A 24,913-nucleotide genomic window follows, 5' to 3' on the forward strand; every position below is an offset into this window, starting at 1 on the left:
GCGACTCGTAGCTGCCTGCCACCCTCTCCCCCGGCCCCTCTCCCGCAAGCGGGAGAGGGGAGTTACTGAACAACTGGAAGAACACAATGAGCCAAGTCCTGATCGAAAGCCTGTCGGCGACCATCGTCGACCTGCCGACCATCCGCCCGCACAAGCTGGCGATGCACACCATGCAGAACCAGACCCTGGTGATCATCCGCCTGCGCTGCTCGGACGGCGTCGAGGGCATCGGCGAATCGACCACCATCGGCGGTCTGGCCTACGGCAACGAGAGCCCGGAGAGCATCAAGACCAACCTCGATGCGCACTTCGCGCCGCTGCTGGTCGGCCAGGACGCGGCCAACATCAACGCCGCCATGCTGCGCCTGGACAAGGTGATCAAGGGCAACACCTTCGCCAAGTCCGGGGTCGAGAGCGCGTTGCTCGACGCCCAGGGCAAGCGCCTCGGCCTGCCGGTCAGCGAACTGCTCGGCGGGCGCGTGCGCGACAGCCTGGAAGTGGCCTGGACCCTGGCCTCCGGCGACACCGCGCGGGACATCGCCGAGGCCGAGCAGATGCTCGACTGCCGCCGCCACCGCATCTTCAAGCTGAAGATCGGCGCCAACCCGGTCAGCCACGACCTGGCCCACGTCATCGCGATCAAGAAGGCCCTCGGCGAGCGCGCCAGCGTGCGCGTCGACGTCAACCAGTACTGGGACGAATCCCAGGCGCTGCGCGCCTGCCAGGTGCTCGGCGACAACGGCATCGACCTGATCGAGCAGCCGATTTCGCGGATCAACCGCGCCGGCCAGGTGCGCCTCAACCAGCGCAGCCCGGCGCCGATCATGGCCGACGAATCCATCGAGTCGGTGGAGGACGCCTTCAGCCTGGCCGCCGACGGCGCGGCCTCGATCTTCGCCCTGAAGATCGCCAAGAACGGCGGCCCGCGCGCCGTGCTGCGCACCGCACAGATCGCCGAGGCGGCCGGCATCGCCCTGTACGGCGGGACCATGCTCGAAGGCGCGATCGGCACCCTGGCCTCGGCCCATGCCTTCATCACCCTCAAGCAGTTGACCTGGGCCACCGAGCTGTTCGGCCCGCTGTTGCTCACCGAGGAAATCGTCAGCGAGCCGCCGGTCTACCGCGACTTCGCGCTGCACGTGCCGCGCACCCCGGGCCTCGGCCTGAGCCTCGACGAAGAGCGCCTGGCGCGCTTCGCCCGCCGATAACAGAACAAAACAGAACGGAGGAGAGAACCCCATGCTGTTCCACGTGAAGATGACCGTGAAGTTGCCGCTCGACATGGACCCGGCCAAGGCCGCGCAGCTCAAGGCCGACGAGAAGGAACTGGCCCAGCGCCTGCAACGCGAGGGCAGCTGGCGCCACCTGTGGCGCATCGCCGGGCACTACGCCAACTACAGCGTGTTCGACCTGCCCAGCGTGGAGGCGCTGCACGACACCCTGCTGCAGCTGCCGCTGTTCCCCTACATGGACATCGAGGTCGACGGCCTGTGCCGCCATCCCTCGTCGATCCACAGCGACGACCGCTGAAACCATCCCAAGAACAAGAGGTACCGATCATGACCGTGAAGATTTCCCAGACTGCCGAACTCCAGAAGTTCTTCGAAGAAGCCGCCGGCTTCGGCAACGACCAGGGCAGCCCGCGCCTGAAGCAGATCATCCTGCGCATCCTGGGCGACAGCGCGAAGATCATCGAAGACCTGCAGATCACTGACGACGAATTCTGGAAGGCGGTCGACTACCTGAACCGCCTCGGTGGTCGCAACGAAGCCGGCCTGCTGGTCGCCGGTCTGGGTATCGAGCACTTTATCGACTTGCTGCAGGACGCCAAGGACGCCCAGTCCGGCCTCACCGGCGGCACCCCGCGCACCATCGAGGGCCCGCTGTACGTGGCCGGCGCGCCGATCTGTCAGGGCGAAGCGCGCCTGGATGACGGCAGCGAGGAGGGCGTCGCCACGCTGATGTTCCTCCAGGGCCAGGTGTTCGACCCGCAGGGCCAGCCGCTGGCCGGCGCCACCGTCGATCTGTGGCACGCCAACACCCAGGGCAACTACTCGTTCTTCGACCAGAGCCAGTCCGAGTACAACCTGCGCCGGCGCATCGTCACCGACGCCGAAGGCCGCTATCGCGCGCGCAGCATCGTGCCGAGCGGTTACGGCTGCTCGCCGGACGGCCCGACCCAGGAGTGCCTGGACCTGCTCGGCCGTCATGGCCAGCGTCCGGCGCACATCCACTTCTTCATCTCCGCGCCGGGTCACCGTCACCTGACCACGCAGATCAACCTGTCGGGCGACCAGTACCTGTGGGACGACTTCGCCTATGCCACCCGCGATGGCCTGGTCGGCGAGGTGAAATTCGTCGAGGACGCCGCGGCGGCCCAGGCGCGCGGAGTGAGCGGGCGCTTCGCCGAGCTGGAGTTCAGCTTCCAACTGCAAAGCGCGCCGGTGGCCGCCGCCGAACAGCGCAGCCAGCGTCCGCGGGCGTTGCAGGAGGCGTGAGGAGGAAGGTGAGCACGGAGCTGCCGGCTCCCGCACGTCCGTCCCCTCTCCCGTTTACGGGAGAGGGCTAGGGAGAGGGTAGGGCAGGCAGCTCCGTGCTGTCGGCTGCCCTCTCCCCCGGCCCCTCTCCCATGAATGGGAGAGGGGAGCTTAAGGCCGAGGCCAGTTGAGAGCATCCGCCTTCCCCATAACAAGAGCGAACCGGACCGCGCGTCACGGCTGGCCTGATGCGTCTTGCGCGAGGTGACATGAAAACCTTGTTCAGCGATTTCTCCCTGTCCGCCCTGGTCGCCGGGCTGATCGCCACGCTGATCTCCTACGCCGGGCCGCTGGTGATCATCTTCCAGGCGGCGGACAGCGCCCATCTGCCGCAGGAGATGCTGTCGTCCTGGATCTGGGCGATCTCCATCGGCAGCGGCGTGCTCGGCCTGGTCCTCAGCCTGCGCTACCGCGTGCCGGTGGTGATCGCCTGGTCGATTCCCGGCTCGGCGCTGCTGGTCTCGCTGCTGCCGGAGATCGGCCTGAACCAGGCGATCGGCGCCTACCTGGTGGCCAGCCTGATCCTCCTGCTGATCGGCGTCAGCGGTGCCTTCGACCGCATCATCGCGCGTCTGCCGGGCTCCATCGCCGCCGGCATGCAGGCCGGCATCCTGTTCAGCTTCGGCGCCGCGCTGTTCCGCGCGCTGCCGGCCAAGCCGCTGCTGGTGCTGGCGATGTTCGTCGCTTATGTGGCGATGCGCCGCTTCAACCCGCGTTACGCGGTGATGGCGGTGCTGCTGGTCGGCGTGCTGGTTACCGTGCTCGGCGGCGAGTTCCGTGGCGAGGCGCTGGTGTTCGGTCTGGCCACGCCGCAGTGGGTGATGCCCGAGTTCAGCCTGCACGCCACCCTCAACCTGGCCCTGCCGCTGGTGCTGGTGGCGCTCACCGGGCAGTTCATGCCGGGCATGGCGGTGCTGCGCAACGCCGGTTACCAGACGCCGGCCAGCCCCATCGTCAGCGCCAGCGCGCTGGGCAGTGCGCTGCTGGCGCCGTTCGGCTGCCACGGGCTGAACCTGGCGGCGGTCACCGCCAGCCTGTGCACCGGCCGCGAAGCCCATGAAGACCCGAGCAAGCGCTACGTCGCCGCGCTGTCCGGCAGCGTGCTGTACCTGGCGTTCGGCATCGGCGGCGCGACCCTGGTGTCGCTGTTCGCCGCCTTTCCCGCCGAGCTGATCGCCGCGCTGGCCGGCCTGGCGCTGTTCGGTGCGATCAGCGAGGCGTTGGCGCGCAGCGCGGCGCAACCGGCCGAGCGTGACGCCGGGCTGTTCACCTTCCTGGTCACCGCCTCAGGCGTGTCCTTTCTCGGGCTGTCGGCGGCGTTCTGGGGCTTGGTGTTCGGGTTGCTCGCGCATGTGCTGCTGCGGGCGCGGCTGTCCAGAGCGGCGAAACAGCAGTGGCCGACGGCGGCAAAGGAGGGCGTGAGTAGGTAGGCGAACGCCGAGGCTTGGGAGTTCGCAGAACCACCCCCTCTCCCATTCATGGGAGAGGGCTGGGGAGAGGGAAAGGCAGGCAACTTCGGGCTGCCGGCCACCCTCTCCCCCAACCCCTCTCCCACAAGCGGGAGAGGGGAGTTACACACCCCGACGCGTGCACTGCGGCGACGCCAGATTCCGCCGTCGGGGAAGTTTTGTCCCTATAAAAACAAGAGCGACGACATGAAAAAAAGCAATGCGTGCATCACCCGTGTCATGGCTTCCAGCGGTCTGGCGGTCGGTATGTTCCACCTTCCGGCAGTGGCGGGCGAAGGCTTCATCGAGGGTTCCAGCGCGACCTTGCAGGCGCGCAACTACTACTTCAGTCGCGACTATTCGGACATGGTCGGCGCCAACCAGCAGTCGAGGGCGGAGGAGTGGGCCCAGGGCTTCATCCTCAACTTCAAGTCCGGCTACACGCCGGGGGTGGTCGGCTTCGGCGTCGATGCCATCGGCCTGCTCGGCATCAAGCTCGACAGCAGCCCCGACCGCGTCAACACCGGCCTGCTGCCGGTCAAGGACGATGGCCGCGCCGCCGACGAATACAGCCGCCTCGGCGCGACCTTCAAGGCCAAGCTGTCGAACACCGAACTCAAGGTCGGCGAACTGCAGCCGAACCTGCCGGTGCTGACCTTCAGCGACATCCGCCTGCTGCCGCCGAGCTACCAGGGCGTCGCCGTCAGCTCCAGCGAGATCGCCGGGCTGACCCTGCAGGGCGGCCACCTGAACTCCACCAGCCTGCGCAACGAGGCCGGCGACGAGAAGATGATCGCCATGCTCGGCCACCTGCCGCAGCGCCGGGCCGACAGCGACGCCTTCAACTACGCCGGCGGCGACTACGCCTTCAATGAAAAGCGCACCAGCGCCAGCCTCTGGTACGGCCAGCTGGAGGACATCTACCACCAGGGCTTCCTCGGCCTCAAGCACAGCCAGCCGCTCGGCGACTGGGTGCTCGGCGCCAACCTCGGCTACTTCGACGCCAAGGAAGATGGCGACCAGTTGCTGGGCAAGATCGACAACCAGGCGTTCTACTCGCTGCTGTCGGCCAAGCGTGGCGGTCATACCTTCTACGTCGGCTACCAGGCGATCTACGGCGACAGCTCCTTCCCGCGCGTGTTCGCCAACATCAGCCCGTTGGGCAACGAGGTGCCGACCTACGAGTTCGCCTTCGCCGACGAACGTTCCTGGCAGGCGCGCTACGACTACGACTTCAGCGCCATCGGCCTGCCTGGCCTGACCACCACCCTGCGCTACATCACCGGTGACAACGTCGACACCGGCAAGGGCTTCGAGGGCAAGGACCGCGAGCGTGACCTCGACATCGGCTACGCGGTGCAGAGCGGCGCCTTGAAAGGGCTGGGGGTGCGCGTGCGCAACGTCACCGCGCGTTCCAACTACCGCAGTGACATCGACGAGAACCGCCTGATCTTCACCTACACCTGGGCGCTGTTCTGAACAAGGAGAACGACCATGACGCGAAGGCATTGGGCCGCCCTGCTGCAGGGCCTGGCCGGGCTGGGGGTGCTGAGCCTGGCCTGGCAGCAGGCGGGGCAGGGCGTGCTGCTCGCCGGGGTGCTGCTGGGCCTGCTGCTGGCCGGCCTGCTCTATCACCTCCAGCCGGTCAGAGTGCTGGAGGTGCCCGTCGAGGTGAGGGGCGAACCGCTCGAGGTGGCGCCGCCGGCGCCACCACCGGTGCTGCCAGAGCCACCGCGTGCGGAGCCGGACCGCCAGTTGCAGGCGACGCTGGGCGAGCTGGCCGAGGCGATCGGGCAAACCGAGCAAGACATGCGCTTCGCCGATCAGCTGGCGCGCACTGCGGGAGGCAAGGTCGCCGCCAGCGCAGAGAGCATCCAGGCCTCGGCCGGCATCCTCGGCGACCTGGATAGCTCGATGGCGCACATCGCCCAGGCGTTCGACGAGCTGGGCGGCCAGTCGGTGCGCATCGGCGCGCTGGTCGGCAGCATCCAGGACATCGCCCGGCAGACCAACCTGCTGGCCCTCAACGCCGCCATCGAGGCGGCGCGGGCGGGTGAGCATGGGCGCGGCTTCGCGGTGGTCGCCGACGAAGTGCGCAACCTGTCCAAGCGCGCCGCCGATTCCAGCGCGCAGATCCGGCAGATCGCCGAGGGCCTGGAAAAGTCCGCGGAAGAGGCGCGCTTAGGCATCGACCAGCTCGGCGCGTCGACCCGCCTGGGCCTGGAGAAATCCGCGGTCGCCCTGCAGGCCATGGACGACATGCGCGGTGCGGCGGCGGCCCGCTTGGAAATCGTCGAGCGCATCATGCTGCGTCTGGGTAGTCAGCGGGAGTTGGCGCTGAGCGCCGGGCGACTGGCCGAATGACTCCGCGCGCAGGCAGAGCCTGTTTACGATCTTGCGAGCTAGAGCCAGACAAGGCGCAACGACCAACGGGAGTAACAGCCGAGGAAGCGGAGTTTACGAGCTGTAAATGAGCATGACTCGCTTCACTCGCCCTACGGGCCGCGCTAAAGCGCGTTAGCAGCAAGCTGCTTTCCTAGGCTGTTTTTAACGCCGTATGGCCGACGCGCAGCAGATCGTGGACAGGCTCTTACAGGGCGCCCCAACAATTACCCATCACCTGATAATCGAGGCGTCGGGTCTCGCCCTTGCTGTCGAGGTAGATCATGGTGGCGGGCACCACTTCGCAGCTGTCGGGTTGTGGCGTGATGGAGATGACCTTCTGGATATCCAGCGCCATTCCGTATTCGTACTGGGTGGCTGGGGGCTCAGTGTTCGGGGTGCTTGGCTCGTCGCTTGCGGCCATGGCCGTGGCGGCGAGCAAGGCCATGGACAGGCAGGCCAGTTTGCTGATCATTTTTTCGATCCTCTCGGCTAATTCCTGAGGTGAAAGTCTATTCCTCGGTAATCGGCAATAAAGAGGCGCTCGGGTGATTCACCGTTACATGCGGCGTAACAGTGCTGGCCGGACGTTCAGGCGCCTGTCGCGTCCATAGAGCCTATTCACGTTCTCGCGATCAGGCTCTTACCCTGGCCGGAAAACCTCCTCCCTCCAGTAAAGGCCACCTATGGATCTGCTGCATGGCATGCGTGTCTTCGTCCGGGTCATCGAGGCCGGCAGCTTCACCGCCGCCGCGCAACTGCTCGAGCTGTCCACCGCTCAGGTGTCACGGCTGGTCTCTGATCTGGAAGCGCACCTGCAGGCGCGTCTGCTGCAGCGCACCACCCGGCGGCTGATGCTCACCGAGTCCGGCGAGCGTTTTCTGCTGCGCTGCCGGCAGATCCTCGGCGAAGTGGAAGAGGCCAGAGTGGAAGCCCGCGGCGCGCATCTGCAGCCCAGCGGCCGGCTGCGGGTGCACAGCATGAACGGCCTGGGCATCCTCATCACGCCTTTGATCGCCCGCTACAACGCGCTGTATCCGGACGTGGCCTTCGAGCTGACCCTGTCGCAGCACAACCCCGACCCGCTGGAGGAGGGCCATGACGTGGTGATCTCCATCGGCGAGGCGCTGCCCGATTCGCAGCTGGTCGCCCAGTCGATCGGCGCGTTGTACAGCGTGGTCTGCGCCTCGCCCGACTACCTCCAGCGGCATGGCGTGCCGGCGCGGCCGGCGGAGCTACAGGCGCACCGCTGCCTGCACCTGGTCGAACCCCTGGACAAGGAGGAGTGGCTGTTCCGCGACGATCAGGACGAGCATCTGGTGCTGCCGAGCAAGGCGTTCCACACCAACGTCGCCGAGTCGATGGCCAAGGCCTCGCAGGCGGGCATGGGCGTCAGTCTGTTGCCGTTCTACACCGCGACCGAGCCGTTGCGGGACGGCAAGCTGTTGCGCCTGCTAGCGGACTATCGGCTGCGCGAGCGGCACATCTATGCGCTGTATCCGTCGCGGCGCTTTCTCGATGCCAAGGTGCGCACCTGGGTGGATTTCCTCAAGCGTGAGTTGCCCAGGGTATTCGCCAAGCACGAGCGGGTGCTGAGCGATCCCCGCCACTGGGCCTGAGAGCCTGTTTACGATCTGCTGCGCGTCGGCCATACGGCGTTAAAAATGCCCTCGGGTGCTCATTTACAGCCCGTAAACTCCGCGCCCTCGGCCATTTTGACCAGCCGGAGGCTGTTACTAACGTAGCGCCTTGTCTGGCTCTAGCTCGCGAGATCGTAAACAGGCTCTGAGCCGCCGGCCGCGCTCAGCGCCCGGCCAGCACCTGGGTCGCGCCCTGGACCTTCTGGGTGTACCACAGCACCCGGCTGACGCCGCGGGTGATCGCCACGTAGGCCAGGCGCAGGCTCTCGTCTTGCATCGCCTGGTCGTAGCTGTTGCGGAAGAATCCCGAATGGGCATAGAGCGCATTGCGCAGCGGGTGTGGTTCGGGCGGCGCGCAGTCGTCGAGGATGATCGCCACCTCGGCCTGCAGGCCCTTGGCGCGGTGGATGGTGTAGGTCTTGACCGGCAGCTTGCGCTCGAGCCCGGCCTGGATCGCCTGCAGCGCGGCGTTGCGCCGGCTCAAGACCAGCACGGCGGTGCGCTCGCTGCTGCCGCGTGCCGCGACCTGCGCGCATTGCACCTCGATTTCCTTGAGCAGTTCCGGCAGGCGCGCCTTGAGATCGAAGCGCGGTACCAGCTTCACGCCGTGGTCGCCCGGTTGCGTGGCCTTGTGCGCCTGGCTGGCCTTGGCCTGCTTGAACGCCACGCCGGCCAGCACCCTTTCGCCGTCGCGAATCACCGGCTCGATGGAGCGGTAATTGGTCGCCAGCATCAGCACCGCGCTCTTGTTCTTGCCTTTGCTCGGGAAGTGCCGGTCGAAGTCCATGAACAGCTCCGGCGAGCTGCCGCGCCAGCCGTAGATGGACTGCCAGTCGTCGCCGATGGCCATCAGGCTAACCGCCTCGCCCTGGCGCGCCAGGCGCCGATGCACGGCCTGCAGCCACTGGACGATTTGCGGCGAGATGTCCTGGAACTCGTCGATCAGCAGGTGCGCGAACGGCGCCAGGGCCTCGGGCGCAATCGCGGCCGTAGCGTCGCCAAGCCGCTCGCCGAGTTGGCGGAAGGCCGCGTTGAAGGTCATCAGGCCCTGCTCGCGCAACAGCGCCTCGAAGTGCCTCCAGAACTGCACCAGGGCCTCGGCGAACAGGCGCTCACGGGGCGAGCAGGCCAGCGCCTGGGGCTGCAGCTGGTCGATGCGGATGCCGATGCTTTCCATGAAGCCGGCCTGGACGTGGAAGGCCTCGAACAGTGGCAGTGCGCTGAACTCGCCCGCCAGCTTGAAGGCATCCAGCGGCGCCTTGGGGATGCGCTTGGCCTCGGCGGCCAGCGGCGGCAGGCCCAGCAGGCTGTGGACCCGCTCGCGGAACTCCGCCTCGGCGGCGTAGCAGCGCTGGTAGGCCTGTTGCAGCAGGCGCTGCTGGGCCGGGCGCAGGCGGCTGGCGAGCAGGGGATTGTCCGGCTCCTCGCCGCCGTCCAGCTGCTCGAACCAGCGCGGGTTGTCCAGCACCGCGCGGGCCAGGGTGGCCATGGCCGAGTGGAAGGTGCGCACGCACTGGCGCGCCAGGTCGGCATCGAAGGGGTAGTCCCAGAACGCCAGGACCTTGAGCAATTGCTCGCGCAACTGGGCGCAGGAGGCGTTGGTGAAGGAGATCACCGTCAGCTGCTGCGGGGCGATGCCCAGGTGGCAGAGCATGAACACCACGCGCAGCACCAGGGTGGTCGACTTGCCCGAGCCGGCCCCGGCGAAGATGCGGGTGAGCGGCTGGCCACCGAGGATCATCGCCCACTGCTCGTCGGACGGCGCACCGATCAGGCCGGCGGCCACCGCCTTGCCGACCCGTGCGCGCATGGCCGCGACCTGCGCGGCGTCGATCTGCAGCGCGGCGCCGTAGATGCCGTCTGCGCCGGTCTGGCGCGGCCGGGGCGGGCCGTTCGCGGCTTTCTTCGCACCGGCCTTGCCAGCGCCGGCCTTCTTCGCCCGTGCCTTGGCTTTGCTCGGCGGTCCGGCGGCGCTGCGTTCGGCCCGCAGGTAGGCGGTGGTACGCGGGAAGTAACGCGCCAGCGCTCCGGACAGGAGGGCCTTGTAGCGCCGGACGGCAGACAGCATGCAGTGGTTCCAACGGAAAGCTATGTAGATGAATCATAAGCGCTTTCGGCATGGGCATGGGGCCATCGCCCGGCAGCGGAGCTCGCGCGAGGGGTTGGTGATTTTGTTCGATAAACGCACAGATAGTCGATTATCGGATTGTTTGCGCGGGGCGTGCTGATTAAGGTTTGTCCAACGGCGCTGCCATTGCGCCTCGGACAACAAGACGAGAACTCCCATGGCTGAACTCCTGACCCTGCGCGAAGCCGTCGAGCGCTTCGTGAATGACGGCGACACAGTCGCCCTCGAAGGCTTCACCCACCTGATTCCCACTGCCGCGTCCCACGAATTGATCCGCCAGGGCAAGAAAGACCTGTGCCTGGTGCGCATGACCCCCGACCTGGTCTATGACCTGCTGATCGGCGCCGGCTGTGCCAAGAAGCTGATCTTCTCCTGGGGCGGCAACCCCGGCGTCGGTTCGCTGCATCGCCTGCGCGACGCGGTCGAGAAGGACTGGCCGCACGCCCTTGAGATCGAAGAGCACAGCCACGCCGACCTGGCCAACTCCTACGTCGCCGGCGCCTCCGGCCTGCCGTTCGCGGTGCTGCGCGCCTACGCCGGCTCCGACCTGCCGAAGGTCAACCCGCTGCTGAAGACCGTGACCTGCCCGTTCACCGGCGAAGTGCTGGCCGCGGTGCCCTCGGTGCGCCCGGACGTCACCGTGATCCACGCGCAGAAGGCCGACCGCAAGGGCAACGTGTTGCTCTGGGGCATCCTCGGCGTGCAGAAGGAGGCGGCCCTGGCGGCCAAGCGCTGCATCGTCACCGTGGAGGAGATAGTCGATGACCTGAATGCGCCGATGAACGCCTGCGTGCTGCCGACCTGGGCGCTGACCGCCGTCTGCCACGTCCCCGGCGGCGCGCACCCGTCCTACGCCCACGGCTACTACGAGCGCGACAACCGCTTCTACCAGGCCTGGGACCCGATCGCCCGCGACCGCGACACCTTCACCGCGTGGATCGACGAGTACATCCGCGGCACCGAGGATTTCGCCGCCTTTCAAGAAAAGATCGGGCAAGCCAAGATCGCGGAGGCCAACCAATGAGCGCTTACACCACCAATGAAATGATGACCGTGGCCGCCGCCCGCCGCCTGAAGAATGGCGCGGTCTGCTTCGTCGGCATCGGTCTGCCGTCCAAGGCCGCCAACCTGGCACGCCTGACCTCGTCGCCGGACGTGGTGCTGATCTACGAATCGGGCCCGATCGGCGCCAAGCCGAGCGTGCTGCCGCTGTCCATCGGCGATGGCGAACTGGCCGAAACCGCCGACACCGTGGTGCCGACCGGCGAAATCTTCCGCTACTGGCTGCAGGGCGGGCGCATCGACGTTGGTTTCCTCGGCGCCGCGCAGGTCGACAAGTATGGCAACATCAACACCACCGTGATCGGCGACTACAACAAGCCGAAAGTGCGCCTGCCCGGCGCCGGCGGCGCCCCGGAGATCGCCGGTAGCGCCAAGCAGGTGCTGATCATCCTCAAGCAGTCGCACCGCACCTTCGTCGACAAGCTGGCCTTCATCACCTCGGTCGGCTTTGGGGAGGGCGGCGACCACCGCCAGCAGCTCGGCCTGCCGGGCGCCGGTCCGGTCGGCATCATCACCGACCTGTGCATCATGGAGCCGGAAGCCGGCACCCACGAATTCATCGTCACCGCGCTGCACCCGGGCGTGACCCGCGAGCAGGTGATCGAGAACACCGGCTGGGCGATACGTTTCGCCGAGCAAGTGGCGGTCACCGAAGCGCCGAACGAGACTGAGCTGACTGCGCTGCGCGCCCTGGAAGCACGTACTGCGGCCGCCCACGGCCAGCAAGGGGGTGAGGAATGAGCCGCGAGGTCTTTATCTGCGATGCGGTGCGCACGCCGATCGGTCGCCTCAACGGCGGCCTGGCCCCGGTGCGTGCCGACGACCTGGCGGCGATTCCGCTGCGCGCGTTGCTCGAGCGCAACCCGCAGGTCGACTGGAACGCGGTCGACGAAGTGTTCATGGGTTGCGCCAACCAGTCCGGTGAGGACAACCGCAACGTCGCGCGCATGGCGCTGCTGCTCGCCGGGCTGCCGGCCAGCGTGCCGGGCGTGACGCTGAATCGGCTCTGCGCTTCCGGCATGGAGGCGGTCGGCGCCGCCTTCCGCGCCATCACCAGCGGCGAGATGGAACTGGCCATCGCCGCCGGAGTGGAGTCGATGACCCGCGCGCCCTACGTGATGGGCAAGGCCGACAGCGCCTTCGGCCGCGCGCAGAAACTCGAAGACACCACCCTGGGCTGGCGCTTCATCAACCCGGCGATGAAGGAGCAGTACGGCGTCGACAGCATGCCGGTGACCGGCGACAACGTCGCCGAGGACTACGGCGTCAGCCGCGCCGACCAGGACGCCTTCGCCCTGCGCAGCCAGCAGCGTGCCGCCGCCGCCCAGGAGTCCGGTTACTTCGCCGAGGAAATCGTGCCGGTGCTGATCAAGACCAAGAAGGGCGAGACGCTGGTCGACACCGACGAGCACCCGCGCGCCGACACCACGGCCGAGGGCCTGGCCAGGCTCAAGCCGGTCAACGGCGAAGGCAAGACGGTCACCGCCGGCAACGCCTCGGGCCTCAACGACGGTGCCTCGGCGATGATCCTGGCGTCCGCCGAAGCGGTGCGCAAATACGGCCTCAAGCCGCGCGCCAAGGTGCTCGGCATGGCCAGCGGCGGCGTGCTGCCGCGGGTGATGGGCATCGGCCCGGTGCCGGCGGTGCGCAAGCTGCTGGCGCGGCTGAACCTGGCCATCGACGCCTTCGATGTGATCGAGTTGAACGAAGCCTTCGCCGCCCAGGGCCTGGCGGTGACCCGCGAGCTGGGCCTGGCGGACGACAGCGCCAAGGTCAACCCGAACGGCGGCGCCATCGCCCTCGGCCATCCGCTGGGCATGAGCGGCAATCGCCTGGTGCTGACCGCCGTGCACCAGCTGGAGAAGAGCGGTGGCCGCTACGGCCTGGCGACCATGTGCGTGGGCGTCGGCCAAGGTTTGGCATTGGCCATCGAGCGGGTCTAACCGACGCCTACGACGCTCCCTCGTAGGGTGGAAAACCGCGAAGCGTTTTCCACCGGATCGTAGGATGGGTTGAGCGCAGCGATACCCATCAATCCTTGGTGGGTTACGCCGCTTCGCGGCTAACCCACCCTACGGGACGTTCCGGGCTACGGTTCCTTGCTCGCCGGGCCAACGCGCCATACTGTCCCAACAACAGCCATCCGCTTTTGGAGCCCTGCTTGAACAGCCCGAGCAACCAACTCTTCGATGCCTACTTCACCCAGCCGGCCATGCGCGCGATCTTCTGCGACCGGGGCCGGGTGCAGGGCATGCTCGACTTCGAAGCCGCGCTGGCGCGTGCCGAGGCGCGGGTCGGGTTGATTCCGCAAGCCGCCGTGGCGCCCATCGCGGTCGCCTGCCAGGCCGAGCGCTACGACTTCGTCGCCCTGGCCCAGGCCATCGCCACGGCCGGCAACTCGGCGATTCCGCTGGTCAAGGCGCTGGGCCGGCAGGTGGCCGCACAGAGCGTCGAAGCCGAGCGCTACGTGCACCTCGGCGCCACCAGCCAGGACGCCATGGACAGCGGCCTGGTCCTGCAACTGCGCGCCGCCATCGCCTTGCTGGAACACGACCTCGCGCAACTCGCCGATGCCCTGGCCGTCCAGGCCGAGCGCCACGCCGACACCCCGCTGGCCGGACGCACCTGGCTGCAACACGCCACGCCGGTGACCCTGGGCATGAAGATCGCCGGCTGGCTCGGCGCCGTCACCCGTCACCGCCAGCGCCTGGCCGAACTCAAGCCGCGTCTGCTGTGCCTGCAATTCGGCGGCGCTTCCGGCAGCCTCGCCGCGCTCGGCGAACAGGCCTGGCCGGTGGCCGAGGCACTGGCCGCCGAACTGCAACTCAATCTGCCCGAGCAGCCCTGGCATACCCAGCGCGACCGCCTGGTGGAGTTTGCCGCGCTGCTGGGAATGCTCGCCGGCAGCCTCGGCAAGCTCGGCCGTGACCTCAGCCTGCTGATGCAGACCGAGGCCGGCGAGCTGTTCGAGCCGGCCGCGCCGGGCAAGGGCGGCTCCTCGACCATGCCGCACAAGCGCAACCCGGTCGGCGCCGCCGTGTTGATCGGCGCCGCCACCCGCGCGCCGGGGCTGGTGGCGACCATGCTCAGCGCCATGCCGCAGGAACACGAGCGCAGCCTCGGCCTCTGGCACGCCGAGTGGGAAACCCTGCCGGAGCTCTGCTGCCTGGTCTCCGGTGCACTGCAACAGACGCTGCTGCTGGTGCCGGGCCTGGAAGTGGATGCCGCGCGCATGCGCGCCAACCTCGACCTGACCCAGGGCCTGGTGCTGGCCGAGGCGGTGAGCATCGCCCTGGCCCAGCGCATCGGCCGCGACGCCGCGCACCACCTGGTCGAACACTGCTGCAAACAGGCGGTGCAGGAGGGCGCGCACCTGCGCCAGGTGCTCGGCGCGAATGCCGAAGTCAGCGCCGAACTGTCCGCCGTCGAACTGGATCGTCTGTTCGATCCGGCCCAATACCTGGGCCAGGCGCGCCGCTGGGTCGCGCGCGCCGTGGCCGAACACCATGCGTTAGGAGACTGAGATGCCTGCCGTAAAACTCGCCGATGGCGAACTGAACTATCAACTGGATGGCTCGGAGGCCGCGCCGGTACTGGTGCTGTCCAACTCCCTGGGCACCGACCTGCACATGTGGGACGCACAGATTGCCGCCTTCACCGAGCACTTCTGCGTGCTGCGCTACGACACCCGTGGCCACGGCCGCTCGCTGGTCAGCCCCGGCCCGTACAGCATCGACCAACTTGGTCGCGACGTGCTGGCCCTGCTCGACGCGCTGGACATCGAGCGGGCGCATTTCTGCGGCCTGTCCATGGGCGGCCTGATCGGCCAGTGGCTGGGCATCCATGCCGGCGCGCGCCTGGGCAAGCTGGTGCTGTGCAACACCGCGGCGAAGATCGCCGGCCCCGAGGTGTGGAACCCGCGCATCGACACCGTGCTGGCCGGCGGCGTGCAGGCCATGCACGACCTGCGCAACGCGTCGATCCTGCGCTGGTTCACTCCGGAATTCGCCGCGGCCGAGCCAACCCAGGTCGAGCCCATCGTCGAGATGCTCGCGCAGACCGCACCCGAAGGCTATGCGGCCAATTGCGCGGCGGTGCGCGATGCGGACTTCCGCGCGCAGCTGGGACTGATCGAGGCGCCGACCCTGGTGGTCTGCGGCAGCCAGGACCCGGTGACCACCCCGACCGATGGGCGCTTCCTGGCCGAGCACATTCGCGGCGCCGAATGGGTCGAGTTCCCCGCCGCGCACCTGTCCAACGTCGAGGCCGGCGAAGCGTTCAGCCGCCGCGTGCTGGACTTCCTGCGCGCCTGATCGCGAGGTAGGTTGGCGCTGAGCCTGCGAAGCCCAACATTTCCGGACGTTGGGCATCACTGCGTTCAGCGCCAACCTACGATCCTGCTTCCACATGTCTATTCCCGCGCCCGAAGGGCCGGCAGAGGAAACCCGAACGATGGACGAGAAAGACCGCTACGAAGCCGGCATGCAGGTACGCCGCGCGGTGCTCGGCGACGCCCATGTCGACCGCAGCCTGCAGAACCTCACGCCGTTCAACCAGGAATTCCAGGAAATGATCACCCGCCACGCCTGGGGTGACATCTGGACCCGTCCGGGCCTGCCGCGCCACACCCGCAGCCTGATCACCATCGCCATGCTGATCGGGATGAACCGCGAGGGCGAGCTGAAGCTGCACCTGCGCGCGGCGAAGAACAACGGCGTGAGCCGCGACGAGATCAAGGAAGTGCTGATGCAGAGCGCGATCTACTGCGGCATCCCGGCGGCCAACGCCAGCTTCCACCTGGCCGAAGAGGTGTGGAACGAGCTGGGCGTGGAGTCGCTGCAGCGGGAAGCCTGAGCAGGCACCGCGTAAAAAGAAACGCCGTCCGGAGCATGCCTCCGGGCGGCGTTTTGTTTTGGGATGATGGGTATCGCGTTGCGCGACCCATCCTGGAGCGGTTGGGATGGGGGCTCTTTGTAGGATGGGTGGAGCGCAGCGATACCCATGCAGGACGGTGATGGGTATCGCCGGCTCAACCCATCCTACGGACTTGTGGGAGAGGGCATTGGCAGCTCTCCCTCTCCCCAACCCTCTCCCGTAAACGGGAGAGGGGCCGGCCGGTGTAGCGGGAAAGGCCGAGAATTGCTCATTCGTAGTCCGTGGCCCCGGCGATATGGCGGGCGGCGACGTAGCCGAAGGTCAGTGCCGGGCCGAGGTTGATGCCGCCGGACGGGTAATGGCCGCCGAGCACGCTGGCCATGTCGGTGCCGGCCGCGTAGAGGCCGGTGATCGGCTGCTCGGCGGCGTCGAGCACGCGGGCGTGGCCATCGGTCTTCAGGCCGGCGAAGGTGCCGAAGCAGCCCGGCTGGACTTTGACGGCGTAGAACGGGCCGTGCTCGATAGGCGCGACGCAGGGATTCGGCCCCGGGTACAGCGGGTCGCCCTGCTTGCGGTTGAACGGCGTCGAACCGCGGCCGAACGCCGGGTCTTCGCCCTTGCGCGCATGTCGGTTGAACTCGGCCACGGTATTGGCCAGCGCCACCGGGTCTATGCCGCAGGCCAGCGCCAGCTGCTCGATGCTGGCGCCGCGCTTGAGGTAGCCGTTGCGCACGTGCGGCCCCACCGGCAGCGGCGCCGGGCGGGCGAAGCCGAGGCCGTAGCGGCGCTGGAAACGGTGGTCGCAGATCAGCCAGGAGCAGGCTTCCTGGTCTTCCGGCACCGCTTCGACCATGGCCGACACGTAGTCGTAGTAGCCGTGCGCCTCGTTGACGAAGCGCTTGCCGTTGGCCAGCACGCCGATGATCCCCGGCTTGCCGCGCTCGATGATGTGCGGGAAGTGGCCGAAGCTGCCATCGCGATGGGGCACCTTGGACACCGGCGCCCAGGCCACCGGCGATTTCAGCCCGGTGGCCACCTGGCCGCCGGCGGATTCGCCCAGGCGCAGGCCGTCGCCGGAGCAGGCCTGCGGCGGCAACGCCAGGTTGTCGCGGCCGGAGGCATCACGCGGGAACAGTTGCTGGCGCCGCACGGGGTCGTTGGGGAAGCCGCCGGCGGCGAGCACCACGGCCTTGGCGCGGATGCTCAGCTCGCCGTTGGGCGTGCCGACCAGCGCGCCGCGCACCTGGCCGTCCTCGATGAGCAGGCGCTTGGCCGGCGCCGATTCGAGCAATTGCACGCCGAGGTCGTCGGCCGACTTGGCCAGGCGGGCGACCAGCGCCACGCCGTTGACCAGGTGCATGGCCCGACCGTAGCGGGCCAGATGGTAGAGGTGGCTGAGGAAGCGCTTGCTGACATGCTTCAGCGCGCGCGGCGAGCGGGTCATGGCGAGGAACGCGGCGAGGTCGGCGCCGGCCATGATCGGCATGCCCATGAACGAGGTTTCGCGCATGGTCTTGCGCAGGCGCGGCAGCAGGGCGCCAACCTGGCGGGCGTCGTAGGGGGCGGCGATCACCTGATGGCCGCCGGTGGCTGCGCCGGGGGTGTCGCCGTGCATATCGGAAATGCCGTTGCCGTCGGCGAACTGCAGCGCGGTGTGCCTCTCGAAGAACGCTACCATGTGCGGGCAGGCTTCGAGGAAGGCGTCGACGCGTGCGGCATCGTAGTGCTCGCCCAGCTCGTTGCGCAGGTAAGTGCGCGGTTGCTCGATGTCCTCCTGGATGCCGGCGCGCTGCGCCAGCGGGTTGCGTGGTACCCAGGCCCAGCCGCCGGACCAGGCGGTGGCGCCGCCGATCACCGGCTCCTTTTCCACCACTATGACCTTCAGGCCATGCCAGGCGGCGGTTACGGCTGCAGAGAGGCCGGCCGCGCCCGAGCCGATCACCAGAACATCGCAATCGACCGTTTGTGTTGGTGCTTCCGCAGGCATTGGGCATCTCCCTAAAGGGTGTGGGTTGTCGCGCCTATGAGGGTTAAGTGGTGATTTGGAATATGGTTCCATATTCTAGGTTGGCGGGCGCAGCAGGCCAAGCTCTGGGTGATCCAAGCGGCTCAAATGGGGTAATAAGTGGTCGATAAACGGCCATCCAATCGTCAGCCTCCTGCCTAATGCGCAGACAAAAAAAGCCCGCCGGGGGAGGCGGGCAGAAGGGGCAACGAGTGCCTTGGAGAAATAAGGCAGGACGCTTCAGAGCAGCGAGAACGGGTAGCTGATGATCAGGCGGTTTTCGTCGAAGCTGTTGGTGCCACCCCAGTCGCGGCGCATGCTGGAGTTGCGCCACTTGAGGTTGAGGTTCTTCAGCGCGCCATTCTGGACGGTGTAGGCCAGTTCGCTCTCGCGGCCCCATTCCTCGCCGTCCTGGGTGCCGTTCTTGAACTGCGCATGGTCGCCGCTGATGTAGCGGTTCATCAGGGTCAGGCCGGGAATGCCGAGGCCGACGAAGTTGTAGTCGTGGCGCAATTGCCAGGAGCGCTCCTTGGCGTTGTCGTAGCTGGAGTTGTAACTGTCATTGGCCAGGGTGCCGCCGCTGGTGCCGTTGACGCGCATCCAGGCATCGTCGCCGCCGACCTTCTGCAGGCCGAGATAGAACACCTGATTGCCGGTCTTGGCCGAGAGCAGGGCGGACCAGGTCTGGTTGTCCAGCTCGCCGGCGCGTGCGCCGCCGTCATCCTTGCCGGTGAAGAAGCCGAGGTTGGCACCGAGGGTCCAGGCACCGAGCGGCTGGCTGTGGACCAGGTTGAGGAATTGCTGCTGGTAGACGTCTTCGAGCTGCGCGGTCCAGACCCCGACCAGGGTGCGCTTGTCGTTGAAGCTGTATTCGCCGCCGGCGAAGTTGAAGCGGTCGGAGGTGGCCGTCGGCACGCCGAACAGCGACATGTCGTCCATGCTCGCGTCGTTGCGCGGGCTATTGCCACGGAACTGGCCGCCGTAGAGGGTCAGGCCGGCGATCTCGTTGGCGGTGAGCTGGCCGCCGCGGAAGGTTTGCGGCAGCGAGCGGCCGTCGTCGGAGCGCAGGATCGGCAGCACCGGCATCCATTCGCCGACTTTCAGCTCGGTGGTGGAAAGCTTGGCCTTGGCCGCCACGCCGAGGCGGCCGAAGTCATCGGCCGGACGGCCATCGTCATGCACCGGCAGCAGCTGGGTGCCGGCGGTGCCGCGCCCGCCGTCGAGCTTGGCCGACCACAAGCCGAGCACATCGACGCCAAAGCCGACCGGGCCCTGGGTGAAGCCGGAACGGGCGTCGAGGATGAAGCTCTGGGTCCATTCCTCGGCTTTGCCCTGTTTGCTGGTGTCGACGAAGTTGCGGTTCAGATAGAAGTTGCGCGCCAGCACACTGGCCTTGGCGTCTTCGACAAAGCCGCTTGCCTGGGCTAGGGCGGGCAGGGCGCTGCTGGCCGCGGCGAGGGCCAGGGCGCTGGGCAGGAGGCGGGTGGCGTGGCAGACGGTGTTCGGGCGTTTCATGTCGATCTACCTTCGGTATTTGTTGTTGTAGAGGTAAACAGCGCCCCTCCGCGCAGCGACTGCGGATGCGGGCAAGGGCTTGCAAGTGGGTGGGGCGCCGGGGCTAGCCGGCGGCAGGGAACGGCTGGCCGCTGGCTGTTCGCCGGGCGAGCAGGCGCAGGCATTCGGGGGCGAAGGCGAGGGCCGCCGGACCGTCATGGGCAGCCGTGGCAGTCGCTGGGCCTGCATGAGCAGGCATGGGCATGGGGTCAGACATGGCAATGAACCTTCTTATAGTTATCGGCGTAGCGGCTCGCGTCTGCCGCTTGCGGCTGAGGGCAGCGCGTCGAACGTGCAGTCGATACTGCGAGCAAGGTGTGGGACGTTCAATCCGATAATCGATGTAATGTTCGTTAATCGAACGTTAATTAACCAGTTAGAACATTTGTCGTGCAGTGTTCGAGGCGAAAGCCGGGAGAGAGGATCGCGTCGCCTGCTGCGTTCCATATATCCCGCCTGCCTGGATGTCTTTTAGAATCCGTGCACATTCAACTTGGACCCCACGCCATGGCCGGTAGTCAGATCGAACGCGCCCTCAGTCTCCTCGAAAGCCTCACCGGCCACCCCGCTGGCCTGCCGATGCAGACCCTGGCCGATCAACTGGAGATTCCCAAAAGCGCGACCCACCGCATGCTCGCCGAGCTGATCCGCCTCGGTTACGTGCGCCAGAACCCGGAGAACAGCCGCTACCAACTGTCGACCAAGCTGGTGGCCATGGGTTTTCGCCACCTGGCCAGCAGCGGCGCGGATATCGTCCAGCCGATTCTCGATCGCCTGGCCCAGGACACCGGCGAGCTGGTGCGCCTGGGGGTGATCGACGGCGAGCGCCAGACCTGGATCGCCAAGGCCCAGGGCGCGCGTTCCGGGCTGCGCTACGACCCCGACATGGGCCGCGATGCGCCGCTGTTCTACACCGCCTCCGGGCATGCCTGGCTGGCCAGCCTCAGCGATGCCGAGGCGCTGGCGCTGGTGGAGCGCCAGGGCATCGCCGACCCGGCGCAGTTCGGCCCCAATGCGCCACGCTCCAACGCCGAGCTGCTCGAGCGCCTGCGCCTGGCCCGCGAGCACGGCTATGCCTGGGTGGTGGAAAGCTCGGCGGTCGGCACTTCGGCATTGGCGGCGGTGGTCCGGCATCCGCTGGATGGCCGCACCATCGGCGTACTCAGCGTGGCCGGACCCAGCGCCCGCCTGCCGGAAGCACGCATGCACGAACTGGCGCCACTGCTGCTGAGCGCCACCGCGGAGCTGTCGGCGGCCAGTCAGGCCTCCGAACTGTTCGTCTGACCTTGTAGGCGCGGGCCATGGGCCACGCCGCGCCGTAGGATGGGTTGAGGAGCGCAGCGACGATACCCATCGAGCCGATACTGAGGGGTATCGCTGCGCTCAACCCATCCTGCGGGCATGTGTTTCCTCCCTCATCAGGCCACCTCCTTCTGTCACCAGGCGCTGCCGTTTCCGAGCGGTAATCGCACGGAGTCGGCTCTTTCTCGCTTGATAAAAAATAGAACCAAGTTCTAAATTAACCGAATTGTTAATTTTGGAACTCGGTTCTGTTGTCTGGGTTCCCGTTGGCAGAACAACCACAAGAGGACCACCGCGTTGAATCAGCCTCTCCGTATCGCCCTCATCGGTGCCGGCGCCATGGGCCGCCAGCACTACCAGCACTTGCAGCAGCTGAGCGAGGCGCAACTCTGCGCCGTGGCCGATCCGGGCCCACAGACCGGTGCCTTCGCCGCCGAGTGCGGGGTGCCACATTTCGCCGATTACCGGCAGATGCTGGAGCAGGCCCGGCCGCAGGCGGCGATCATCGCCACGCCCAACAACCAGCACGTCAGCACCATCCTGGACTGCATCGCCGCCGGGGTGCCGGTACTGGTGGAAAAGCCGGTGGGCGTACACCTCGACGAAGTGCGCGAGCTGGTCGCCGCCGCTGAGACTCATCGGGTGCCGGTGCTGGTCGGCCATCACCGCCGGCACAATCCGCTGATCGTCAAGGCCCGCGAACTGGTGGTCAGCGGCGTACTCGGGCGGCTGACCAACGTCACCGCGCTGTGGCAGTTGCAGAAGCCGGACAGCTACTTCGACATCCCCTGGCGCCGCGAGCCGGGCGCAGGAATGCTGCTGACCAACCTGATCCACGACCTCGACCTGCTGCGCCACCTGTGCGGCGAGGTGCGCCAGGTACAGGCCTTCACCGATAACGGCGCGCGCGGTTTCGCCAACGAGGACAGCGCCGCCGTGCTGCTGCAGTTCGACAACGGCGCGCTGGGCAGCCTGACCGGTTCCGACGCGGTGGCCGCGCCCTGGAGCTGGGAGCTGAATTCCGGGGAGAACCCGATCTACCCGCGTCAGTCCGACCAGTCCTGCTACCTGCTGGCCGGCACCCGCGGGGCGCTGAGCGTGCCGCAACTCAAGCGCTGGCAGTACGCCGAGGCCGGCGCCGGCTGGCATCAGCCGCTGCTGGCGGTGGATGAGCCGTTCAGCGCCGACGAGGCGCTACGCCTGCAACTGCAGCATTTCGTCCGCGTCGCCCGCGGCGAGGCCGAGCCGCTGGTCAGTGTCGCCGATGCCGGGCGCACCCTGGCGCTGATCGAGGCCATCCGCCAGGCGGCGGAAAGCGGCCGTGCCTGCGCGCCGGAGACGATCTGAACAGCTGTACCTCCGTCGCGTATCGGTGGCGCCAATGAGTGCCGAAATTTGGTGTTTCCGTAGGGTGGGTTAGCCGCGTAGCGGCGTAACCCACCATCGGTGCCTTCCGGAATTGCCATTGCCGGCCTGACGGCCGGTCGGTGGGTTACGCCTTCGGCTAACCCACCCTACGTGAGGCCCTGCAACGCGTAATTGGGGCCGAACCAGAAGCAAATCCATCAATCCCTAAAGTGATGACCATGAGCGAACGTATCCTTTCCCTTGCCGCCCTGACCGTCCTCGAACTGTCGCCGCCGGAGATGGTGGAAGTGGCCGCGCGTACCGGCTACAGCCATGTCGGCCTGCGTCTGGTGCCGGCCACCGCCGAGGAGCGACACTTTCCGCTGCTGGCCGATGCCGGCCTGCGCCGGCAGACCCAGGTGCGCCTGCGCGACACCGGCATCCAAGTGCTGGATATCGAAATCCTGCGTCTCAAGCCGGAAACCCGCGTGGCCGACTTCGAGGCGATCCTCGCCGTCGGTGCCGAGTTCGGCGCCAGCGAACTGCTGATCGCCGGCAACGACCCCGACGAGGCGCGGCTGACCGCCAACTTCGCCGCGTTGTGCGACCTGGCCAGTGGCTATGGCATCTACCCGCACCTGGAGTTCATGCCCTGGACCGACGCCCGCGACCTGACTCAGGCCGTGCGCATCGTCGAGACGGCCGGACGCACCAACGGCGGCGTGCTGGTCGATGCCTTCCACTTCAACCGTTCCGGCTCGTCGCTGGACGACCTGGCCAAGCTGGCGCCGGCGCGCCTGCGCTATGCGCAGCTGTGCGACGTCGCCGGTCCGCGCCCGGACGACATGAATGAAATTCTCCGCCAGGCGCGTAACGAGCGGCGTTTCCCCGGCGATGGCGACTGCGATCTGCGCGGCCTGCTGCGTTGTCTGCCGGCGAATATCCCGCTGAGCCTGGAGATCCCGACCCGCCACTTGCTGGAGCAGGGCGTCAGCGCCCTGCAACGGGCGCAGATGGCGATGGATAAGACCGGCGCCCTGCTGCGCCAGTTGTAAAAATCAGCCCCTCATTCATGGCGAGGGCTTTTTCTTGGTTCTGTCTCAGTTGGGTGTTGCATGGTCTCGCGTAGGGTGGGTTTGCCGAAGGCGTAACCCACCGACCGGCCGTCAGACCGGCAATGACGATGCTTTGTGGCATCGGTGGTGGGTTACGCCGCTACGCGGCTAACCCACCCTACGGAAATTCCGGGCTTCGGCAGTCATCAGCGCCAACAACACGCAACTGGGACATAGCCTTTTGCTACTCGCTAGCCGTAGGTCGAATTGAGCGATGGAACCGGGTTCTATATTCTTTCGCGCCTGTTCACCATACACGGTCGCGGCCTTAGCCGGCCCGACCAGGGAAGCCCGATGAGTACCCCCCGCGTGCCGCTGTCCGGCACCAACCAGCCTTTCAAGGGCATCCTGCTGATCGTCCTGGCGACCTTGCTGTTCTCCAGCCACGACGCCCTGTCGAAATACCTGTCCGGTTTCTACCCGATCATCATGGTGGTGTGGGCGCGCTATCTGGTGCACACCCTGCTGATGGCCGGGATCTTCCTGCCGCAGTCCGGTCTGCGCGTGCTGCGCACCAAGCGACCGCTGCTGCAGGCGCTACGTGCCTTGTGCCTGCTCGGCACCAGCCTGCTGTTCACCTCCGGGCTGCTGTTCATCCCGCTGGCGGAGGCCACTGCGGTCAACTTCCTCGCCCCGGTGCTGGTCACCGCGCTGTCGGTGCCGCTGCTCGGCGAGCGGGTCAGCCTCGGCCAGTGGCTGGCGGTGTCGGCGGGCTTCGTCGGCGTGCTGATCATCGTCCACCCGGGTGGCGCGCTGTTCACCCCGGCGATCCTCCTGCCACTCGGCTCGGCGCTGTGCTTCTGCTTCTACCAGCTGCTCACGCGCAAGCTCAGCGAGATCGACAGCCCGACCACCAGCAACTTCTTTGCCGGCCTGTTCAACACCCTGCTGATGAGTGGGCTGGTGGTGTTCTTCTGGCAGCTGCCGAGCTTCGGCCACGCCTTGCTGATGCTGGCCCTGGGCGGCTGCGGGATGACCGCGCACCTGCTCCTGACCCAGGCCTTCCGGCATGCCGCCCCGGCCTTGCTGGCGCCGTTCGGATATTGCCAGATCGTGTTTGCCGGCCTGCTCGGCTTCCTGCTCTTCGCCCACACCCCGGATGCCACCGCCCTGGTCGGCATCGCGGTGATCTGCCTGAGCGGCCTCGCCGCTGCCTGGCAGCAGCGCGGCCGCTGAGAGCCTGTTTACGATCTCGCGAGCTAGAGTCAAACAAGGCGCAACGACCAACGGGTCGCGCTGAAGCGCGTTAGCCGCAAGCGGCTTGCCGAAGCCGTTTTCAACGCAGTTTGACCGACGCGCAGCAGATCGTAGACAGGTTCTGAGACGGTTTCTTCTACTTGGGCGCGAGTGACGCGCCTGGAGAGGGGCGGATTTATCCGAAAACGCCGAAACTCAAGCGGCGGATGGTCGCTACTCGTAATGCGAGTCCCAATCCGCGGGTGTCAGCGTCGCTTGTCTGGCAATGAAATTCCTGAGAAAAAGCTGCCCGGGCAGCCATCCGTGGGCCAGCACATGAAC

The 24,913-nt window shown here is 67.2% G+C and carries 21 protein-coding genes; 17 read left to right on the forward strand and 4 right to left on the reverse strand.

Features of this window, described 5'->3' with window-relative positions:
• Positions 1–86 precede the first annotated feature (86 nt).
• From D3880_RS08580 to D3880_RS23360, 6 genes are all read left to right on the forward strand, one after another.
• Positions 87–1,208: a muconate cycloisomerase family protein gene (locus D3880_RS08580; RefSeq protein ID WP_119893051.1), complete on the forward strand. Its 1,122-nt coding sequence runs from the start codon at positions 87–89 to the stop codon at positions 1,206–1,208.
• Between the two features lie 31 nt (positions 1,209–1,239).
• Entirely contained in the window at positions 1,240–1,530 is a 291-nt protein-coding gene (catC, locus tag D3880_RS08585; protein ID WP_119893052.1) for a muconolactone Delta-isomerase, read from the forward strand.
• Positions 1,531–1,559: 29 nt separating this feature from the next.
• Positions 1,560–2,498 (forward strand): catechol 1,2-dioxygenase, encoded by a 939-nt coding sequence (catA, locus tag D3880_RS08590; RefSeq protein ID WP_119893053.1) that lies wholly within the window; start codon positions 1,560–1,562, stop codon positions 2,496–2,498.
• A gap of 248 nt (positions 2,499–2,746) precedes the next feature.
• Positions 2,747–3,967: a benzoate/H(+) symporter BenE family transporter gene (locus D3880_RS08595; protein WP_119893054.1), complete on the forward strand. Its 1,221-nt coding sequence runs from the start codon at positions 2,747–2,749 to the stop codon at positions 3,965–3,967.
• A 258-nt stretch (positions 3,968–4,225) separates the two neighbouring features.
• Positions 4,226–5,464: an OprD family porin gene (locus D3880_RS08600; protein ID WP_119895702.1), complete on the forward strand. Its 1,239-nt coding sequence runs from the start codon at positions 4,226–4,228 to the stop codon at positions 5,462–5,464.
• A 435-nt stretch (positions 5,465–5,899) separates the two neighbouring features.
• Positions 5,900–6,349, forward strand: coding sequence for a methyl-accepting chemotaxis protein (locus tag D3880_RS23360; RefSeq protein ID WP_420800864.1), 450 nt, complete (start codon positions 5,900–5,902; stop codon positions 6,347–6,349).
• A gap of 226 nt (positions 6,350–6,575) precedes the next feature.
• On the opposite strand, the gene D3880_RS08615 is transcribed toward D3880_RS23360, so the two are convergent.
• Entirely contained in the window at positions 6,576–6,842 is a 267-nt protein-coding gene (locus tag D3880_RS08615; RefSeq protein ID WP_119893055.1) for a DUF2790 domain-containing protein, read from the reverse strand.
• A gap of 211 nt (positions 6,843–7,053) precedes the next feature.
• Between D3880_RS08615 and D3880_RS08620 the strand changes: the two genes are divergently transcribed.
• Positions 7,054–7,986, forward strand: a complete 933-nt coding sequence (locus D3880_RS08620; protein WP_119893056.1) for a LysR family transcriptional regulator — start codon at positions 7,054–7,056, stop codon at positions 7,984–7,986.
• A 184-nt stretch (positions 7,987–8,170) separates the two neighbouring features.
• Here the strand turns inward: D3880_RS08620 and D3880_RS08625 are convergent, their stop codons facing one another.
• Positions 8,171–10,075, reverse strand: coding sequence for a DEAD/DEAH box helicase (locus D3880_RS08625; RefSeq protein ID WP_119893057.1), 1,905 nt, complete (start codon positions 10,073–10,075; stop codon positions 8,171–8,173).
• Between the two features lie 217 nt (positions 10,076–10,292).
• Between D3880_RS08625 and D3880_RS08630 the strand changes: the two genes are divergently transcribed.
• The 6 genes from D3880_RS08630 (at position 10,293) to pcaC (ending at position 16,051) form a co-directional block, all read left to right on the forward strand.
• Positions 10,293–11,159 carry a CoA transferase subunit A gene (locus D3880_RS08630; protein WP_119893058.1) on the forward strand — a complete coding sequence of 289 codons (867 nt, stop codon included), beginning with the start codon at positions 10,293–10,295 and terminating at the stop codon, positions 11,157–11,159.
• Positions 11,156–11,938, forward strand: a complete 783-nt coding sequence (locus D3880_RS08635; protein WP_119893059.1) for a CoA-transferase subunit beta — start codon at positions 11,156–11,158, stop codon at positions 11,936–11,938. The genes D3880_RS08630 and D3880_RS08635 overlap by 4 nt, the downstream gene beginning before the upstream one ends.
• On the forward strand, positions 11,935–13,140 hold the full coding sequence (pcaF, locus tag D3880_RS08640; protein WP_119893060.1) for a 3-oxoadipyl-CoA thiolase: 1,206 nt from the start codon (positions 11,935–11,937) through the stop codon (positions 13,138–13,140). Before D3880_RS08635 ends, pcaF begins: the two co-directional genes overlap by 4 nt.
• A 269-nt stretch (positions 13,141–13,409) precedes the next feature.
• Positions 13,410–14,720: a 3-carboxy-cis,cis-muconate cycloisomerase gene (locus tag D3880_RS08645; RefSeq protein WP_238474442.1), complete on the forward strand. Its 1,311-nt coding sequence runs from the start codon at positions 13,410–13,412 to the stop codon at positions 14,718–14,720.
• A gap of 1 nt (position 14,721) precedes the next feature.
• Positions 14,722–15,510, forward strand: coding sequence for a 3-oxoadipate enol-lactonase (gene pcaD, locus D3880_RS08650; protein WP_119893062.1), 789 nt, complete (start codon positions 14,722–14,724; stop codon positions 15,508–15,510).
• 139 nt (positions 15,511–15,649) lie between these two features.
• Entirely contained in the window at positions 15,650–16,051 is a 402-nt protein-coding gene (gene pcaC, locus D3880_RS08655; protein WP_119893063.1) for a 4-carboxymuconolactone decarboxylase, read from the forward strand.
• A 289-nt stretch (positions 16,052–16,340) separates the two neighbouring features.
• Here the strand turns inward: pcaC and D3880_RS08660 are convergent, their stop codons facing one another.
• Positions 16,341–18,059, reverse strand: a complete 1,719-nt coding sequence (locus tag D3880_RS08660) for an FAD-dependent oxidoreductase (protein ID WP_119893064.1) — start codon at positions 18,057–18,059, stop codon at positions 16,341–16,343.
• 258 nt (positions 18,060–18,317) lie between these two features.
• Positions 18,318–19,592, reverse strand: coding sequence for an OprD family porin (locus D3880_RS08665; RefSeq protein WP_119893065.1), 1,275 nt, complete (start codon positions 19,590–19,592; stop codon positions 18,318–18,320).
• 546 nt (positions 19,593–20,138) lie between these two features.
• Here D3880_RS08665 and D3880_RS08670 point away from each other — a divergent pair.
• The 4 genes from D3880_RS08670 to D3880_RS08685 all read left to right on the forward strand — a co-directional run bounded on the left by D3880_RS08670 (position 20,139) and on the right by D3880_RS08685 (position 24,571).
• Positions 20,139–20,915, forward strand: coding sequence for an IclR family transcriptional regulator (locus tag D3880_RS08670; RefSeq protein ID WP_119893066.1), 777 nt, complete (start codon positions 20,139–20,141; stop codon positions 20,913–20,915).
• A gap of 315 nt (positions 20,916–21,230) precedes the next feature.
• A complete protein-coding gene (locus D3880_RS08675; RefSeq protein ID WP_119893067.1) occupies positions 21,231–22,280 on the forward strand; it encodes a Gfo/Idh/MocA family protein in 1,050 nt (349 codons plus the stop codon).
• 239 nt (positions 22,281–22,519) lie between these two features.
• Positions 22,520–23,335, forward strand: a complete 816-nt coding sequence (locus tag D3880_RS08680) for a sugar phosphate isomerase/epimerase family protein (protein ID WP_119895704.1) — start codon at positions 22,520–22,522, stop codon at positions 23,333–23,335.
• Positions 23,336–23,689: 354 nt separating this feature from the next.
• A complete protein-coding gene (locus tag D3880_RS08685) occupies positions 23,690–24,571 on the forward strand; it encodes a DMT family transporter (protein WP_119893068.1) in 882 nt (293 codons plus the stop codon).
• Positions 24,572–24,913: the final 342 nt, after the last annotated feature.

The organism is Pseudomonas cavernae (genome assembly GCF_003595175.1).
Lineage (GTDB): Bacteria > Pseudomonadota > Gammaproteobacteria > Pseudomonadales > Pseudomonadaceae > Aquipseudomonas > Aquipseudomonas cavernae.

Excerpts from the sequence above, each read along its gene's own strand:
- D3880_RS08615 (WP_119893055.1), bottom strand. The coding sequence starts at position 6,842 with ATGATCAGCAAACTGGCCTGCCTGTCCATGGCCTTGCTCGCCGCCACG.
- D3880_RS08600 (WP_119895702.1), top strand. The coding sequence starts at position 4,226 with ATGGCTTCCAGCGGTCTGGCGGTCGGTATGTTCCACCTTCCGGCAGTG.
- D3880_RS23360 (WP_420800864.1), top strand. The coding sequence starts at position 5,900 with ATGGCGCACATCGCCCAGGCGTTCGACGAGCTGGGCGGCCAGTCGGTG.
- D3880_RS08670 (WP_119893066.1), top strand. The coding sequence starts at position 20,139 with ATGGCCGGTAGTCAGATCGAACGCGCCCTCAGTCTCCTCGAAAGCCTC.
- D3880_RS08645 (WP_238474442.1), top strand. The coding sequence starts at position 13,410 with ATGCGCGCGATCTTCTGCGACCGGGGCCGGGTGCAGGGCATGCTCGAC.
- catC (WP_119893052.1), top strand. The coding sequence starts at position 1,240 with ATGCTGTTCCACGTGAAGATGACCGTGAAGTTGCCGCTCGACATGGAC.
- D3880_RS08635 (WP_119893059.1), top strand. The coding sequence starts at position 11,156 with ATGAGCGCTTACACCACCAATGAAATGATGACCGTGGCCGCCGCCCGC.
- pcaC (WP_119893063.1), top strand. The coding sequence starts at position 15,650 with ATGGACGAGAAAGACCGCTACGAAGCCGGCATGCAGGTACGCCGCGCG.
- pcaF (WP_119893060.1), top strand. The coding sequence starts at position 11,935 with ATGAGCCGCGAGGTCTTTATCTGCGATGCGGTGCGCACGCCGATCGGT.
- pcaD (WP_119893062.1), top strand. The coding sequence starts at position 14,722 with ATGCCTGCCGTAAAACTCGCCGATGGCGAACTGAACTATCAACTGGAT.
- D3880_RS08680 (WP_119895704.1), top strand. The coding sequence starts at position 22,520 with ATGAGCGAACGTATCCTTTCCCTTGCCGCCCTGACCGTCCTCGAACTG.
- D3880_RS08685 (WP_119893068.1), top strand. The coding sequence starts at position 23,690 with ATGAGTACCCCCCGCGTGCCGCTGTCCGGCACCAACCAGCCTTTCAAG.
- catA (WP_119893053.1), top strand. The coding sequence starts at position 1,560 with ATGACCGTGAAGATTTCCCAGACTGCCGAACTCCAGAAGTTCTTCGAA.
- D3880_RS08660 (WP_119893064.1), bottom strand. The coding sequence starts at position 18,059 with ATGCCTGCGGAAGCACCAACACAAACGGTCGATTGCGATGTTCTGGTG.
- D3880_RS08620 (WP_119893056.1), top strand. The coding sequence starts at position 7,054 with ATGGATCTGCTGCATGGCATGCGTGTCTTCGTCCGGGTCATCGAGGCC.
- D3880_RS08630 (WP_119893058.1), top strand. The coding sequence starts at position 10,293 with ATGGCTGAACTCCTGACCCTGCGCGAAGCCGTCGAGCGCTTCGTGAAT.
- D3880_RS08625 (WP_119893057.1), bottom strand. The coding sequence starts at position 10,075 with ATGCTGTCTGCCGTCCGGCGCTACAAGGCCCTCCTGTCCGGAGCGCTG.
- D3880_RS08665 (WP_119893065.1), bottom strand. The coding sequence starts at position 19,592 with ATGAAACGCCCGAACACCGTCTGCCACGCCACCCGCCTCCTGCCCAGC.
- D3880_RS08580 (WP_119893051.1), top strand. The coding sequence starts at position 87 with ATGAGCCAAGTCCTGATCGAAAGCCTGTCGGCGACCATCGTCGACCTG.
- D3880_RS08595 (WP_119893054.1), top strand. The coding sequence starts at position 2,747 with ATGAAAACCTTGTTCAGCGATTTCTCCCTGTCCGCCCTGGTCGCCGGG.